The organism is uncultured Halomonas sp. (assembly GCF_947501415.1).
Taxonomy (GTDB): domain Bacteria; phylum Pseudomonadota; class Gammaproteobacteria; order Pseudomonadales; family Halomonadaceae; genus Halomonas.
This window is the reverse complement of the sequence record NZ_CANMVL010000021.1, coordinates 91,650-107,731: the sequence shown is the minus strand read 5'-3', so window position 1 is coordinate 107,731 and position 16,082 is coordinate 91,650. Positions and strand designations below refer to the sequence as shown.

Annotated in this window: 16 protein-coding genes; 11 read left to right on the top strand and 5 right to left on the bottom strand. The window is 65.4% G+C overall.

Features of this window, described 5'->3' with window-relative positions:
• Position 1 precedes the first annotated feature (1 nt).
• The 5 genes from cysT (at position 2) to msrQ (ending at position 4,667) form a co-directional block, all read left to right on the top strand.
• A complete protein-coding gene (gene cysT / locus Q0894_RS13250; RefSeq protein WP_299236158.1) occupies positions 2-853 on the top strand; it encodes a sulfate ABC transporter permease subunit CysT in 852 nt (283 codons plus the stop codon).
• Positions 853-1,680, top strand: a complete 828-nt coding sequence (gene cysW / locus Q0894_RS13245) for a sulfate ABC transporter permease subunit CysW (protein ID WP_299236156.1) — start codon at positions 853-855, stop codon at positions 1,678-1,680. Before cysT ends, cysW begins: the two co-directional genes overlap by 1 nt.
• On the top strand, positions 1,677-2,795 hold the full coding sequence (locus Q0894_RS13240) for a TOBE-like domain-containing protein (RefSeq protein WP_299236154.1): 1,119 nt from the start codon (positions 1,677-1,679) through the stop codon (positions 2,793-2,795). The genes cysW and Q0894_RS13240 overlap by 4 nt, the downstream gene beginning before the upstream one ends.
• A gap of 211 nt (positions 2,796-3,006) precedes the next feature.
• Positions 3,007-4,023 carry a protein-methionine-sulfoxide reductase catalytic subunit MsrP gene (gene msrP / locus Q0894_RS13235; protein ID WP_299236152.1) on the top strand — a complete coding sequence of 339 codons (1,017 nt, stop codon included), beginning with the start codon at positions 3,007-3,009 and terminating at the stop codon, positions 4,021-4,023.
• On the top strand, positions 4,023-4,667 hold the full coding sequence (gene msrQ / locus Q0894_RS13230) for a protein-methionine-sulfoxide reductase heme-binding subunit MsrQ (RefSeq protein ID WP_299236150.1): 645 nt from the start codon (positions 4,023-4,025) through the stop codon (positions 4,665-4,667). Before msrP ends, msrQ begins: the two co-directional genes overlap by 1 nt.
• Positions 4,668-4,819: 152 nt before the next feature.
• On the opposite strand, the gene Q0894_RS13225 is transcribed toward msrQ, so the two are convergent.
• Entirely contained in the window at positions 4,820-5,248 is a 429-nt protein-coding gene (locus Q0894_RS13225) for a GNAT family N-acetyltransferase (protein ID WP_299236148.1), read from the bottom strand.
• Between the two features lie 115 nt (positions 5,249-5,363).
• On the opposite strand from Q0894_RS13225, the gene Q0894_RS13220 reads away from it, so the two are divergent.
• Positions 5,364-5,954: a YajG family lipoprotein gene (locus Q0894_RS13220; protein ID WP_299236146.1), complete on the top strand. Its 591-nt coding sequence runs from the start codon at positions 5,364-5,366 to the stop codon at positions 5,952-5,954.
• A 3-nt stretch (positions 5,955-5,957) separates the two neighbouring features.
• Here Q0894_RS13220 and Q0894_RS13215 read toward each other — a convergent pair whose 3' ends face one another.
• Positions 5,958-6,599, bottom strand: a complete 642-nt coding sequence (locus Q0894_RS13215; RefSeq protein ID WP_299236144.1) for a thiopurine S-methyltransferase — start codon at positions 6,597-6,599, stop codon at positions 5,958-5,960.
• A gap of 6 nt (positions 6,600-6,605) precedes the next feature.
• Entirely contained in the window at positions 6,606-7,244 is a 639-nt protein-coding gene (locus Q0894_RS13210) for a TIGR04211 family SH3 domain-containing protein (protein WP_299236142.1), read from the bottom strand.
• Positions 7,245-7,979: 735 nt separating this feature from the next.
• On the opposite strand from Q0894_RS13210, the gene miaB reads away from it, so the two are divergent.
• From miaB to lnt, 5 genes are all read left to right on the top strand, one after another.
• Positions 7,980-9,323, top strand: coding sequence for a tRNA (N6-isopentenyl adenosine(37)-C2)-methylthiotransferase MiaB (gene miaB / locus Q0894_RS13205; RefSeq protein WP_299236140.1), 1,344 nt, complete (start codon positions 7,980-7,982; stop codon positions 9,321-9,323).
• Positions 9,324-9,415: 92 nt separating this feature from the next.
• Entirely contained in the window at positions 9,416-10,501 is a 1,086-nt protein-coding gene (locus tag Q0894_RS13200) for a PhoH family protein (RefSeq protein ID WP_299236138.1), read from the top strand.
• Positions 10,498-10,986 (top strand): rRNA maturation RNase YbeY, encoded by a 489-nt coding sequence (ybeY, locus tag Q0894_RS13195; protein ID WP_299236136.1) that lies wholly within the window; start codon positions 10,498-10,500, stop codon positions 10,984-10,986. The genes Q0894_RS13200 and ybeY overlap by 4 nt, the downstream gene beginning before the upstream one ends.
• Positions 10,983-11,864 carry a transporter associated domain-containing protein gene (locus Q0894_RS13190; RefSeq protein WP_299236133.1) on the top strand — a complete coding sequence of 294 codons (882 nt, stop codon included), beginning with the start codon at positions 10,983-10,985 and terminating at the stop codon, positions 11,862-11,864. Before ybeY ends, Q0894_RS13190 begins: the two co-directional genes overlap by 4 nt.
• Positions 11,865-11,887: 23 nt before the next feature.
• Positions 11,888-13,357 (top strand): apolipoprotein N-acyltransferase, encoded by a 1,470-nt coding sequence (gene lnt / locus Q0894_RS13185; RefSeq protein ID WP_299236131.1) that lies wholly within the window; start codon positions 11,888-11,890, stop codon positions 13,355-13,357.
• 215 nt (positions 13,358-13,572) lie between these two features.
• Here lnt and phaC read toward each other — a convergent pair whose 3' ends face one another.
• Positions 13,573-15,411 (bottom strand): class I poly(R)-hydroxyalkanoic acid synthase, encoded by a 1,839-nt coding sequence (gene phaC, locus Q0894_RS13180; RefSeq protein ID WP_299236129.1) that lies wholly within the window; start codon positions 15,409-15,411, stop codon positions 13,573-13,575.
• Positions 15,412-15,547: 136 nt separating this feature from the next.
• On the bottom strand, positions 15,548-15,970 hold the full coding sequence (locus Q0894_RS13175; RefSeq protein ID WP_299236127.1) for a phasin family protein: 423 nt from the start codon (positions 15,968-15,970) through the stop codon (positions 15,548-15,550).
• Positions 15,971-16,082: the final 112 nt, after the last annotated feature.

The window sequence follows — 16,082 nt, the reverse complement described above, 5'->3', positions numbered from 1 at the left end:
GATGAGCTCCCTGGCCCTCCGCCTGCCACGTCGCCGCGTGCTGCCCGGTTTCGGTCTGTCACTGGGCATCAGCCTGACATTCGTGTCGCTGGTGCTGCTGCTGCCGCTGACCGGCCTGGTGGGCCAGCTCAAGGGGCTCAGCCTCGCCGAATACTGGGCGATCATCAGCGATGCCCGGGTGGTGGCCAGCTACACGGTCACCATCGGCGCCGCCGCGGTGGCGGCACTGGCCAATGCCGTGTTCGGACTGCTGCTGGCCTGGGTGCTGGTACGCTACGACTTTCCGGGCAAACGTCTGCTCGATGCCCTGATGGACCTGCCCTTCGCGCTGCCCACGGCGGTGGCGGGCATCACCCTGGCCACCCTCTACGCCGGCAACGGCTGGGTCGGCGGCCTGATCGAGCCGCTGGGTCTAAAGGTGGCCTACACCTGGGTCGGGATCGCCCTGGCCATGGCCTTTACCAGCATCCCCTTCGTGGTGCGGACGGTACAGCCCGTGCTGGAGGACCTGCCCCACGAGGTGGATGAAGCCGCCATGACCCTGGGCGCCTCGGACGCCACCGGCTTTCGCCGCGTGATCCTTCCCTACCTGTGGCCAGCACTGGTCACCGGCACCGGGCTCGCCTTCGTGCGCTCGCTGGGCGAATTCGGCGCGATCATCTTTATCGCGGGCAATGCCCCGTTCGAGACCGAGATCACCGCGCTGATGATCTTCGTCAAGCTTCAGGAGTACGACTATGCCGGCGCCTCGGCGATCGCCTCGGTGGTACTGGCCGTCTCCCTCGCCCTGTTGCTGGTGATCAATATCTGGCAGGGGCACTTCATCAAGCGGCTCCATGGAGGTCGTGGCTGATGCAACGTATCGGTGATGCCCCCGCGGTGCGCCGCGCCCTGATCACCGCCGCCGTGTTGCTGGCGGCGCTGTTCCTGCTGCTGCCGCTGGCGGCCATCTTCGCCCAGGCCTTCTCCCAGGGTGTCGGGGTGTTCTGGCACAATATCAGCGACCGCTACACCCTGGCGGCGATCGGCCTGACCCTGTTTATTGCCGTCCTGACCATCCCCATCTGTCTGGTGTTCGGGGTGGCCCTGGCCTGGCTGGTGACCCGCTTCGACTTCCCCGGTCGGCGCTTGCTGCAGACACTGATCGATATTCCCTTTGCGGTATCGCCGGTGGTGGCCGGGCTCATCTACCTGCTGCTCTACGGCCGTAACGGCTGGATCGGTGGCTGGCTCGACGCTCACGATATCCAGCTGATGTTCGCCTGGCCGGGCATTCTGATGGTGACGGTATTTGTCACCAGTCCCTTCGTGGCCCGGGAGCTGATCCCGCTGATGCAGGCCCAGGGCTCCCGCGAGGAGGAGGCCGCCGTGACCCTGGGAGCACCGGGCTGGACCATCTTCCGCCGGGTCACCCTGCCCAATATCCGCTGGGCACTGCTCTACGGCGTGGTGCTGACCAACGCCCGAGCGGTGGGTGAGTTCGGTGCCGTCTCGGTCGTTTCCGGGGCCATCCGTGGCCAGACCATGACCCTGCCCCTGCATCTGGAGCAGCTCTATCAGGACTACAACGCCGTGGGCGCCTTCGCCAGCGCCGCCCTGCTGGCGCTGATCGCCCTGTTCACCCTGGCCGCCAAGGCCGGCCTGGAATGGCGTACCGCGCGCCAGGAGGTTACCCCATGAGCATCCGACTGACCGATATCGCCAAGCACTATGGTCATGCAGGGAAGGGTAGCCCCGGCCAGGCCGGGGGACGCGCCCTGGAGCCGGTGAGTCTGGAGGTCGCCAAAGGCGAGCTGGTCGGCCTGCTCGGCCCCTCGGGCTCGGGCAAGACCACCCTGCTGCGCATCATCGCCGGCCTCGAGTCGCCGGACCGCGACCCGGCCGGGCGCATCCTGTTCGGCGACCGTGACGTCACCGACGTGCATGTCCGCGACCGCCGCATTGGCTTCGTCTTCCAGCATTACGCGCTGTTCCGCCATATGACGGTGTTCGACAATGTCGCCTTCGGCCTGACCGTGCTGCCGCGGCGAGAGAGGCCCTCCAGCGGCGAGATCCGCGCCCGGGTCCATCGCCTGCTGGAGATGGTGCAGCTCGAGCACTTCGCCGGGCGTTATCCGGCCCAGCTCTCAGGCGGCCAGCAGCAGCGGGTCTCCCTGGCCCGGGCCCTGGCCCTGCGCCCCGATGTCCTGCTGCTCGACGAACCCTTCGGTGCCCTGGATGCCAAGGTGCGTCAGGAACTACGCCGCTGGCTGCGCCAGCTTCACGACGAACTCGGCTTCACCAGTCTGTTCGTGACCCACGATCAGGAAGAAGCACTGGAGCTCTCCGACCGCGTGGCGGTGATGAGCCATGGCCGCATTGAACAGATCGACACCCCGGATGCGCTCTACCGCACACCGGCCAACCGCTTCGTGTTCGAGTTTCTGGGCGACGTCAATCATCTGGAGGGCGAGGTGCGTGGCGGCACCCTGACCTGCGGTGAGGCGAAGCTTGTGGTGGACCTTCCCGACGGCCACCAGGAACTGCTGCTGCGGCCCCATGAGGTGCGCCTGGCAGAGGCGCCCACGCCGGAGGCCCAGCTGCCCGTCACCGTCACCGCCATCTCCCCTGTGGGAGCCGAGGTGCGCATCGAGGTCGCCGCAGACTGGCTGGTCGAGCCCTGGCTGGCCACCGTACGCCACGCCGACTATGAGCGCCTGGCGCTCACTCGCGGCCAGCGGCTGTATGCCATTCCGCGCCACTGGCACCGTTTCAGTGCCGAAGGCACCCGGCAGCGTCAGGCCATCACGGCCTGATGACGCCCTCTGTCCGCCGGGCGCCCGCGGCGGACAGCCCCTCCTCCCACGGGTTCGCCGGCCGTTCCCGCGTGAACTTTTCACGCCGTCATCTCTCTGATGTCAGGAGCCCGCTCGATGCGGTGCACCGGACAGTTCCCGACGCCCAGCCCGACGCCCATCGGTGCCAACGGCTCTCGTTCTCTCCCAGCCAGCCCAGTCGAGGCCCACGATGCTGATCAAGATCGCCAAACCACACGACCTGAGCGAGTCCGATGTGACGCCTGAGTCCATCTATCTCTCCCGTCGCCGCTTCATGGGCGGCATGGCGGGGCTGGGGGCTGGACTTGCGCTTGGCAGCCCGGCCCACGCCGATGTCGATTATGCGGATGTACCTGACGGTGATGGGCCGGCGTGGCTGAAGGAGAAGATCGACGCCACACGCTGGCAAGCGGTCACCCCTCGCGATCCCGAGAAGGACAAGCTGGCCCCCTTCGACGATGCCAGCGGCTACAACAACTTCTACGAGTTTGGCTCCGGCAAGGCCGACCCCGCACGCCGCGCCGGCAGCCTGAAGACCCAGCCGTGGAGCGTGGTGATCGATGGCGAGGTCAACAACGGTGGCCGCTTCGCCCTGGAGGATCTCGCCAGTCCCTCGTGTTTCGAGGAGCGGATCTACCGGCTGCGCTGCGTGGAGGCATGGTCGATGGTGATTCCCTGGTTGGGTATCCCCCTCGCCGAGGTGATCAGGCGCGCGGAACCCACCAGCAGGGCCAGATACGTGCGCTTCGAAACCCTGGTCGACCCGGAGCAGATGCCGGGGCAGCGCTCCGCGTTCTCGCTGATCGACTGGCCCTATGTCGAGGGACTGCGCCTCGACGAAGCCATGCACCCCCTCACCCTGCTCGCCCTCGGCATGTATGGCCGCGAGCTGCCCAACCAGAACGGCGCCCCCCTGCGACTGGTGGTGCCCTGGAAGTACGGCTTCAAGAGCATCAAGTCGATCGTGCGCATCTCGCTGGTGGAGGAGCAGCCACTCAACTCCTGGCAACAGATCGCCCCAAATGAGTATGGCTTCTACGCCAACGTCAATCCCCGGGTAGACCACCCGCGCTGGAGCCAGGCCACCGAGCGCCGGCTGCCCAACAGCCTGTTCAGCCCCAACACCATCGATACCCTGATGTTCAACGGCTACGCCGACGAGGTCGCCGACCTGTACGCGGGGTTGGATCTACGGACACACTATTAATGGCCATCCTGAACCGCTTGAAGACCCTCCCGAACCGCTGGCAGCTCTGGCGCCTGGGGGTATTTCTGGCGGCCCTGGCCCCACTGGTGATCTGGGGCTGGCAGGTGGCCAGTAACGCCGCCGGCCCCGAGCCGGGCCGCTATCTGTTGCTGAATATCGGCCTCGGCGCGCTGTGGATGCTACTGCTCACCCTGAGCCTGACGCCACTCTCCCGGCTCACTCGCTGGAAGGGCTTTGTGCTGATCCGCCGTCAGCTGGGCCTCTGGACGCTGGCTTACGCCACTCTGCACATGCTCAGCTACGCCCTGTTCATCCTGGGGCTCGACTGGGGCATGCTGGGCAGCGAGCTGGTGAAGCGCCCCTATATCATCGTCGGCACTCTGGCCCTTAGCGGCCTTGTCGCGCTGGGCGTGACTTCGAACCGCTGGTCGATGCGTCGACTTGGCAAGCGCTGGAAGTCATTGCACCGCCTGGTCTACGGCATTCTCGGTCTGGTCCTGCTGCACTTCTTCTGGATCGTGCGCGCCGACCTCGGCGAGTGGCTGCTGTATGCCGCGATCTCGGCACTGATCATGGCGACCCGTCTGCCGCCGGTCGCCCGAACACTGCCCAGACTACGCTACCGGTTAGGCCGCGCGTCCTAGGCCACCTTCTATTACCCTCCTTCTACTCCCCCTTCTATTAGCTCTTCTTCTATTGCCCCACCCCTGACGCTTGCGGACAGGCCGCAACGAACGGGGATCGGCCATGCCGAACGGGCAGTGGTCTCGACCGACAGGTCACGGACATCCCGGGCCTACCGATCCCAGGCCATGAGGGTCTCGTTCTCCCCAGTCAGTGGCTCGAGGCGCTCCTCCACCGCATGAAACCCCAGTCGGTGGTAGAAGGAGACGGCACGCACATTACGCGAATAGACACTCAGGGTGAGGCGCTCATGACCGGACATGGCATGGGCCATCAGCCGTGAACCATGGCCATAGCGCTGCACCCTGGGGTCGATGAAAAGCGCCTGCAGGTGGTCGCCATCGAGGGCGGTGAAGCCGATTACCCTGCCCTCCACCTCGAGCACCGTGACCTCCTCGGCCTGAGGCAGCCGCTCCTGCACCATGAGCTCGGCGCGGGATACCCAGAAGGTCTCGGGGATAAAGTCGTGGGCGCGCACCGAGGCACGCAGCCAGATATCGGCAAGCAGAGGGATATCCTCGGCGGTGGCGGGGCGAATCATCACACGGCTCCTGCTAGGCGTACCGACAGTGTAATCGAGGAGGCAAGGACGTACCCTGAGTGATCTCGAGGACGCTATACTGCGCTTCGACATTCACCCTGGACGGGAGCTCCCCATGCTACGTCGACGCTTTCTTCGCCTCTCCCTGGCCCTGGTCGCCGCTGGCTGGCTTGCCGGCTGCACCGCCCCCCAGACCCTGCAACTCGACCCCAAGCGCAGCGCCGCGGTACCGGCCGCGGGCAATGGGCAGGCCGTCACGGTGATCGCCGCGGATGGACGTGACGGAGAGGTGATCGGCACCCGTACCGGCAGCGCCATGTCCACGGCCACGATCACCGTCCATGCCCACGAGCTGATGCCGAAACTGCAGCGCGAGGCCGAGCGGGCAGTGCGCGAAATGGGCTTTACACCCACCACCCAGCGTGCCGAAGGCCGCCCCCACCTGACCCTGACACTCGACCACCTGGGCTACGAGCGCGGCAAGAGTCGGCCCGTGATCGGCGAGTCACGCCTGGAGGCGGTGTTTGTGGCCGAGGCGACCAATGGCGGCACCACCTACACCGGCACCTACACCTCACGGCGCACCCAGAGCTACGCCGTACGGCCGGACAAGGAGAGCAATACCCGAATGGTCAACGACCTGCTCGTCGACGGCCTGAACCGGGCCTTCCGTGACCCGGAGCTGGGCCGCCTGCTGGCCCGCTGAGTGTCACTCGACGGGACCTCGGCGCACCATGGCCCAGACATGCTCCCGGAAGCCGCTGCCCGGCTCCGGGGCGCCTCTCTCCAGCAACGTGATCCTGAAGTTGGGCTCGAACAGCTCCCGCACCTCCTCTTCCGGCACATGAAATGGCGGCCCGGACTGCTCCTCTCCGGCCGCACGCTCAAGGCCGATAAGCAGCCCGCTGGCCCCCGGAGGTATCAGCTGCGCCAGATGGAAGGCGTAGCGCTGGCGGGTGGCGGGTGGCAGGGCGATCAGCGCGGCACGGTCATAGAAGGCACCGATCTCGGCCGCCTGCTCGATATGGAAATGAAAGAAGTCGCCGCACCAGAGCTCGACATTGGCCTGGCGACTTATCTCGAACCCCGCCTGGTGGTAGCGGGAAACGGGCTCGCTCCCCTCGGCGAGAAACTGCTCGACCGCCTGGGGCGCCAGCTCGATACCCAGCACCGGATGATCGCGATGGCCCAGCCAGCGCATGTCGTGGCTCTTGCCGCATAGCGGCACCAGCACCTTGACACCGGAGCTCACCCCCAGCAGCGGCCAGTGGTGGCACAGGACGGGGTGCGGTGCGTCACGATGGAAACCGATACGCCCTTCACGCCAACGGGTCAGCCATTCATTCACCATGACGGCTTAGAACCAGCGATCGCGCTTGCGACGGCGGCGCGGCAGATGAGGAACGATCAAGCCAACCAGCAGACCGGCACCGGCCACGCCGCCGCCATACATGAAGTAGCGCATCAGCAGGTCCTCCTCCTGGGTATTGAGGCGAGCCTCCAGCTCACGCGCCGTCTGGCGGGAGTGCTCGGCTTCGCTATCCAGCTGGTGGTTACGTGACTCCAGCTCGGCAACCCGCGCCTCGCGAACCTCGAGGGTCTCTCGCAACGCGGCCGTGCGCTGCTCCCACGCCTCATCGATGCCGTCGAGTTCAGCCTCGAGCTCTGCCACCCGCTGCTCCAGCTCGGGCAGGCGCACCTGAGCACTGGGCACCTCCTGGATCTCGCGGCTAAGCACCCAGACGGCGTCGCCGCCGGGACCTCGAACGCGGGTATAGTCGCCGCTGGTCTCCAGCCGCTCGACAGGCTCGCCGGCGGTAAGGGTGCCGACGATGCGGTAGCCGTCGGTGGGACCGCTGCGTACATAGGTGGTCAGCGAGTCGGAGACCCAGACGGTGTCGCTCTGCTCCTGAGCCGCCAGCGGCAGCGCCAGCAGGCCTAGCAGGGTGCCCAGACATACGCCCAGACCGGTTCGTGTGCTGTGGTGTTTCGTCATGCCATGATCCTGACTGTAGAGTCCTTGCCTGAAGCGTCCTGACTGAAAGGTGTTTCCTGGAAACGTCCTGAAGGTGGTGCCCTGGCGGGGAAACGCTGCGACGCCCAAGGCCCTGGAGGCGATAACTGACGCCACCTCCACACACAGGTGACAGCCCACCAGCTGTCCGCAAGGGTTATGCACAGCTTCTGTGGACAACCCGCGGGACAACCGTGGGAAAGTCGTCCGCTGCCCCCGCCACACCTTGGCTCGACGGCTGCTGGTCAGTGCATGACCAGTGTTATCCGGCTCATCGAACGCTCTTCAGGTCCCAGGCCCCGGTGCTATCCAGCCGGGGGTCGCTAGGTTAGCACACTCGTGCCACCTGGCAGGGCTACCGATCCAAGGGGCGCTGGGGACAAGCTGAAGAGGAGGTCCTACGCCAGGGATGGCGTCGGTAGCGCCCAGGGAAGGGTTCACAGCGCCTCCTCGTCGGTCCGGCGCTCCGGGGCTTGTCTCCAGATCAGCCCCGGGCTACCGAGCTGTCAAGTTAACTGCAACAGCCCTGTGCCACCTGGCATCGGGCTGGCTCCAGGCGGTCACGGCACGTATAATATAGGGCTGTTTTCAACGATGGCCCAGGCGGCCACCGCCATCCATTGCCGTGCCTCCGGCTAACTTGAGCCGTGAGCGCCGCGCACCCCAGAACCCACCGGTGACAGACGTCGGGCGCCTGACGCCACGACCCCTACTCTTATGGCGAAGAAACTCTTCATCAAGACACACGGCTGCCAGATGAACGAGTACGATTCCGCCCGCATGGCGGATCTGCTCGGCGAATCTCACCGTCTCGAACTCACCGACGACGAGCAGGAGGCGGATGTCATCCTGCTCAATACCTGCTCGATCCGCGAAAAGGCCCAGGAGAAGGTGTTCCATCAGCTGGGACGCTGGAAGAAGCTCAAGGAGAACAACCCCGATCTGGTGATCGGTGTGGGCGGCTGCGTGGCGAGTCAGGAAGGCGAGGCGCTGCGCAAGCGCGCGCCCCATGTCGATATGGTGTTCGGGCCCCAGACCCTGCACCGGGTCCCCTCCATGCTCGACTCGCGCCAGCAGGACCAGATCTCGGTCGTCGACGTGACCTTCCCGGAGATCGAGAAGTTCGATCACCTGCCCAAGCCCAGCTCCGACGGCGCCACCGCCTTCGTCTCGGTCATGGAGGGCTGCTCCAAGTATTGCACCTTCTGCGTGGTGCCCTACACCCGGGGCGAGGAGGTCTCGCGGCCTTTCGAGGCGGTGATGGACGAGGTCATTCACCTGGCCGACCAGGGCGTGCGCGAGATCAACCTGCTGGGACAGAACGTCAACGCCTACCGTGGCCTGAACCAGCTGGGTGATGAGATCGACCTGGCCGAGCTGATCGGTTGCGTGGCGGCCGTTGAAGGCATCGACCGCATTCGCTTCACCACCTCTCACCCGGTGGAGTTCTCCGACAGCCTGATCGAGGCCTATGGCGAGATTCCGGAGCTGGTCAGCCATCTACACCTGCCGGTACAGGCCGGCTCCGACCGCGTGCTCGCCGCCATGAAGCGCGGCCATGGCGTCGAGGAGTATGTCGAGAAACTGGAGCGCATTCGCGCGCTACGCCCCGACATCAGCTTCTCCTCGGACTTCATCATCGGCTTCCCGGGCGAGACGGATGCGGACTTCGAGGCCACCATGAACCTGATTCATCGCATCGGCTTCGACCACTCCTTCAGTTTCGTCTACTCGGCACGCCCCGGCACACCGGCGGCCAGCCTCGAGGATGACACCCCCGAGAGCGTCAAGAAGCAGCGCCTGGCGATCCTTCAGGAACGCATCAACCAACAGGCCATGCAGATCAGCCGGCGCATGGTGGGCACCACCCAGCGCATCCTGGTCACCGGCTTCGCGCCACGCGACCCGGGTCAGCTCTCCGGCCGCACCGAGAACAACCGGGTGGTCAACTTCCGTGCCCCCAACCCCACCGAGCTGATCGGCTATTTCGTCGACGTCGAAATCAGCGAGGCATTGCCGAACTCGCTGCGTGGCGAGCTCGTCTCCCCGGCGACCTACTGAGACCCGTCGTCTCTGCTCGACCAATGATTGCCGCGGCGGCCGCCGCGGCAGTATGCTGACTCCACACTCATCTTCCAGGGGATCCGCCCGCCTTGAGCCAGACAGCCTCCCAGGCCAACCGCATCATCACTCTGACCCTCGAACCCAACGACCCGCGCCGCCTGGCCAACCTCTGTGGCCAGCGCGACGAGAACCTCAAGCTGGTGGAGTCCCGCCTGGGCATCACCCTGCGCAACCGCGGCAACATCTTCCAGCTGGCCGGGCCCATCCATCGGGTCAAGGCCGCCGCCAACGTGCTCGAACACCTCTACCGCGAGACCGAGGCCAGTGACCTGGAGCCGGATACCGTGCACCTCTTCCTGCAGGAGTCCGGTCAGCAGGCGCTCGAGGAGGATGAGGGCGATGCCGATAGCGCCGAGGTGCTGATCCGCACCCCACGCACCCTGATCAAGCCACGCGGCCTCAATCAGCAGGGCTATGTGCAGAGCATCCGCTCCCACGACATCAACTTCGGCATCGGCCCGGCGGGCACCGGCAAGACCTATCTGGCGGTCGCCGCGGCGGTGGAGGCCCTCAACCAGCAGGAGGTTCGACGCATCCTGCTGGTACGCCCGGCGGTGGAAGCCGGCGAGAAACTCGGCTTCCTGCCCGGCGACCTGGCCCAGAAGATCGACCCCTACCTGCGCCCGCTCTACGACGCCCTCTACGAGATGATCGGCTTCGAGCAGGTGGCCAAGCTGATCGAGCGCCAGGTAATCGAGATCGCCCCTCTGGCCTATATGCGCGGGCGCACTCTCAACAATGCCTTCATCATCCTCGACGAAAGCCAGAACACCACCCGCGAACAGATGAAGATGTTCCTGACTCGTATCGGCTTCGGCTCCACCGCGGTGATCACCGGCGATGTCACCCAGGTCGACCTGCCCCGCGGCCAGAGCTCGGGGCTGATTCAGGTCCTCGAGGTGCTCAAGGGAACACCCGGCATCGGCGTGACCCATTTCGCCGCCAAGGATGTGGTTCGCCACCCCCTGGTGCAGCGCATCATCGAGGCCTACGATAGCTTCGAGGCCGAGCAGGAGGCCGCCGAGCGTGCCCGCAAGGAGGCTCGGGAACAGGAGCGCGAGACCCTGCGTCTGGAGCGCCAGGAGCGCCTCGGTCGCGAGCGGGGCGAGTCATGACGTCTCCCCGGGTCGATCGCCAGGTCGCCCTCGAGGCCGAGGGCCTGCCGAGCCAGGCCGAGCTGGAGGCCTGGGTGGGCGCGGTATTGTCGCGCCATGTGGTGGAGGATGAGAGCGAGCTCAGCGTGCGCCTGGTGGACACGGCGGAGAGCCAGACGCTGAACCGCGACTATCGCGGTCGCGACAAGCCCACCAACGTACTCTCCTTCCCCTTCGAGAATCCGCCCGTCGTGACCCTGCCGCTGCTCGGCGACCTGGTGGTCTGCCATCCTGTGGTGGTGGCCGAGGCCGCCGAGCAGGACAAGGCACTAGGCGATCACTACGCTCATATGGTGGTTCACGGTACGCTGCACCTGCTCGGCTACGATCATCTGGAGGATGACGAGGCCGAGGCCATGGAGGCCCTGGAGCGCGAGATCCTGGCCGAGCTTGGCATCACCGACCCTTATCGGATCGCACCCGAGGACGAGAGAGCCGATTCATGAGCGAAGATCGATCGAGTGGCCAGGGCAACCGTTCCTGGATCGAGAAACTGCTGGGGGCGCTCTCCAGCGACAGTGACGAGCCCAGCTCACGGGACGAGCTGCTGGAGTTCCTGCGCCAGGCGGCAGGCCGCCTGAAGCTCGAGCAGGATGCCATGATGATCATCGAGGGGGCGCTGAAGATCAGCGACCAGCAGGTTCGCGAGGTGCTTATCCCGCGTTCCCAGGTCACGGCCATCGCCATCGACCAGCCGCTGGATGAGTACCTGCCGGTGATTCTCGAGACCGGCCACTCCCGCTACCCTGTCATCGGCGAGAACCTCGATGAAGTCAAGGGGATCCTGCTGGCCAAGGATCTGCTGCCACTGTTGCGCAACGGCCAGGAGAGCGGCAGGCCCTTCCGCCTCGAGGAGGTGGTGCGGCCGACGCTGTTCGTACCGGAATCCAAGCGTCTCAACAGCCTGCTCAAGGAGTTTCAGAGCACGCACAACCATATGGCGATCGTGGTCGATGAGTACGGCGGTACCGCCGGCATCGTGACCATTGAGGATATTCTCGAGGAGATCGTCGGCGAGATCGAGGACGAGCATGACGCCGACGACGAGGAGGATATTCGCGATCTGGGCGAGGGGCGCTACGCCATCCGCGCCCTGACCCCCATCGAGGATTTCAACGAGCGCTTCGAGACACACTTCTCCGACGAGGAGTTCGACACCCTCGGCGGCCTGGTGATGCAGCGCTTCGGCCACCTGCCGGCACGGGGCGAGCATACCATCATCGGTGGCTGGCGCTTCACGGTACTGAATGCCGACAATCGTCGCATCCGGCTACTGGAAGCCGAACCCTGCAACCCCGACGACGCTCTCGACGACAACGACTGACGCGCCTGCCACGGAGGGCCAAGATGCCAGCGTTTCGCCTCCCCACTCCCCTCGGCTGCCTGCTGGCAGCCGCGGCCGGTGTTCTAACCACGCTTACCGCTTCCCCCTTCGAACTGTGGTGGCTGGGCCCGGTAGCCGCGGGACTCATCTATCTGGGTATCCACACCCTGACACCCGCCCAGGCTGCCCTGCGCGGCTGGTGCTATGGTCTCGGGCTGTTCGGCTCCGGCGCCTCCTGGGTCTATGTATCGATCCACGACTATGGCTATACCGGCATCCCGCTGGCGCTGTTGCTCACCACGCTGTTCGTCGCGGGGCTGGCACTCTTCCCCGCCGTGACCCTGTGGCTCTATCGCCGCCTCACCGGCCCGCGTCTGGCCTGGCTCAGCTTTGCCGGCGCCTGGGTTCTGGGCGAGTGGCTGCGCACCTGGCTGTTCACCGGCTTTCCCTGGCTGCTGCTGGGAACCTCGCAGGTGGACTCACCCCTCGCCCCCTGGGCCCCAGTGGGCGGTGTCTATCTGCTCTCCCTGATCACCGCACTGACCGGCACCCTGGGCGTCGAGCTGCTCCGTCGACGCTGGTGGGCCGCGCTCCCTGTCGCCGCCCTGTGGCTCGCCCCCATGACGCTGCCCGCCCAGTGGACGACCCCCGCCGGTGAGCCGCTACGCGTGGCGCTGCTCCAGGGCAACCTCGATCAGGCCATCAAGTGGACCCCAGCCGGCCAGCGCGAGGCCGCCAATCGCTACAGCGCGCTGACCCGAGCACACAGCGGCGACGCCCCGGACCTGATCATCTGGCCCGAGGCGGCCCTGCCGATGTTCGAGCGCGAAGCGCGACCCATACTCGAGCGGGTGCAGTCCAATCTTACCCCCGGCACCGCCCTGCTTACCGGCATCCTGCAGCGTGACGACGCCGGACTCTACTACAACAGTGTGATCGGCCTGGGTGATGTCGAGGGGGAGTACCGCAAGACGCGTCTGGTGCCCTTCGGCGAATACCTCCCCCTGGACAGCCTGCTTGCCGATACCATCGCCTTCTTCAATCTGCCGATGCCGGCCATGACGCCCGGGCCGGAAGGCCAGGCGCCGCTCAAGGCCGCCGGCACCACCATCGGCAACGCCATCTGCTACGAGATCATCTACCCGGATCGTGTCGCCGCCCAGGCGCGCCAGGCGGCGCTGCTGCTGACGGTGTCCAACGACACCTGGTTCGGCCGCTCCATCGGCCCCCTGCAGCATCTGCAGATGGCCCGGCTGCGCGCCCTGGAGAACGGCCGCTACGTGATTCGTGCCACCAGCAATGGCGTTACCGCCATCATCGATGCCCAGGGGCGCATTACCACGCGGGCTCCCCAGTTCGAGATGACCAGCCTTGGCGGCGAGGCGATCCCCATGCAGGGGCTCACCCCCTTCACCCGCACCGGCAGCTGGCCCACCTGGCTGCTCGCCGCCCTGATGGTGCTGCCGGGACTTCGGCCTCGCCGCAAGCAGTAGGAGGGAGGCTCTGCCTCGCGAAGGAGGCCGAAGGCCGCCCGGCGGAAGCACACAGTGGACGAAGTCACCACCGGGCGCCTGACACGATGGGGAGCACTCCTCATGCAACGTGCCCTCCCAGGCCGGACGGTGATGCGCCAAACGAATCGCCCCCGTAGCAAGGGCTACGGGGGCGATACTCTTCCAGCTTATAGCCTTAAGTCCAACTTACAGCTTCAGGCTTCCGACGAAGTCGGGATTTCGCCCAGCACCTCGGGGATGGTCATCCTGACATAGCGTCCCGGCGCCGGCTCGATGATGGAGAGCTCGCCATCACCGGGCTGGCGTGCCGCCACCATCTTCTTGGCATCGACATAGCCATTGTCGGTCATCCACGCCTGCCAGTGGGGCCACCAGGAGCCTTCGTGCTGCTCGGCGCCGGCCAGCCACTCCTCGTGGGTCTCGGGCAACGAATCGTTGGTCCAGTAGCCGTACTTGTTCTTGTGCGGCGGGTTGACCACCCCGGCGATATGCCCCGATCCACCCAGCACAAAGGTCACCGGCCCCTTGGGCAGCAGCGCCCCATAGTAGGTACTGTTCCACTTGGCGATATGGTCCTCCCGGGTCGAGAGGAAGTAACTGGGCGTGGAGATCTTGCGCAGGTCGATCTTGACCCCGTCGAGTTCGATGCCACCGGGCTCGACCAGCTTGTTCTCCATATACATATGGCGCAGGTACCAGCCATGAGTCGCCGCCGGAAGATTGGTGCCGTCGGTGTTCCAGTAGAGCAGGTCGAAGGGGGCCGGCACATCGCCCTTCAGGTAGTTGCTGATATAAAAGGACCAGAACAGGTCGTTTTCGCGCAGCAGGTTGAAGCTGAAGGCCATCACGCGACCATCCAGATAACCGTCACGCTCCATCTTCGCCTCGATGCCCTCAAGCACCGGCTCACTGAGGAAGGTGCCGATCTCGCCCGGGTCACGGAAGTCCTGCAGCGTCGTCATGTAGGTAGCCGACTTGATCCGGCGCCCACGACGAGTGCTGGTGAGATAAGCCACGGTGGAGGCCGCCAGGGTACCGCCAACACAGTAGCTGAGCAGGTTGACCGACTTCTCGCCGGTGGCCTGTTCGATCGCCTCGATGGCGGCGATGGGGCCAAGCTGCATGTAGTCGGCCCAGGTCAGGTCGCGCTGGGCCGGGCCCGGGTTGCGCCAGGAGATCAGGAAGACACTGTGCCCCTGACCGACCAGCCACTTGACGAGGGAGTTGTCCTCGCGCAGGTCGAGGATGTAGTACTTGTTGATCCAGGGCGGAACGACCAGCAGTGGCGTCTTGTAGACCTGCTCGGTGGTGGGGGCGTACTGGATCAGCTGGATCAGCTCGTTCTCATAGACCACCGAACCAGGCGTCACTGCGATGTTCTTGCCCACCTCGAAGGCGCTGCGATCGGTCATGGAGACATTGAGCCCCTCGGCGGAGTTGCTCAGGTCCTGGCGCAGGCGAGCCAGGCCATCGACCAGATTCTGGCCCCGGGTCTCCAATGTCTTGCGCATCACCTCGGGATTGGTGGCAACGAAGTTGGTGGGCGACATGGCATTGACCATCTGGCGGGCATAGAACCCCAGCCGGCTCTTCTGCTCGGTGGGCAGTTCCAGGCCATCGATCAGCTCCTCGACCAGGCGCGAGAAGAGCAGGTACTGCTGCATGATCGCCAGATAGTAGGGGTCGCTGGTCCAGGCCTCATCCTTGAAGCGACGATCGCCCTTGTTCGGCGTTACCAGCGGCTCGACCTGCTCGCCCGCCATGGCCCGCAGCCCGTTCTGCCATAACTGGACCTGATCCTGCATCAGTCGAGCCTGGGTCTGCCAGAGCTGGGGCGGATTGCTCATCAGCGACTCGGCCGCCGCCTGGAAGCTCTCCCGCATGTCCCCGTAGACCGAATCGGCGGCATCGCTGGGCACCATGCGCTCCAGCAGATCACCCATCAAATGCCGATACTCCTCGCCGATCTGCTGAAGCTGGGCATTCCACGCCTCCAGCTCGGCCTGTGTCGGTGCTTGAACCCCTGGCTGCATTGACCCCTCCTGGTCCGTCGGCCATGTCATGCCGACATCAGATAACATGCACCGCCACCCTCACACGGAGGGCGGCGGATCGGACAGCGGCCCCGCGAGGAGCCGAATTGCGCTGGATAACAGCGCCTGAACTGTCTCAGCTCTTGCTGGAGCCACCTCGTGACGACTTCGCCTTGGCCGGCTCCCCGCTGTCCGCCGCGGACGTCTGCTTGGCAGCCTCGCCCATGGCCTTGGCCTGCTCGGTAAAGAGCTTCTCCATCTCGGCCTTGAACTCCAGGCTCATCTCGGAGAGCGCCTTGGCGTCCGCCATCATCTGCTGAGAGAGCTCGTTCATCATCTCGGCCTGGCGGGCGCCGAAATCACGCAGGCTGTCGGCATCCTGAACTTCGCTGGCATCCCGCATACGCTCGGTGCCCATCTGGCTGTAGCGCTTCAATGATTCCATCTGATACTGGGAGAGTTTCTCCATGTTGTTCAGCATCAGGGAGTTGAGCTTGCGCATCGGCTCGAAGAGCTGACGGGTCTGCTCGTTGAAGTTCTCGATCATCTTGTCCTGCATGACACATCCTCCCGAAGGGTGGTGTTAGGCGAGTGGCTCGCCCAGCCATGTTGCACTGCACAAAGACTAGTCTGCCTCCACCGGTGTTGCAAGACCATGTTGCACGGCCATG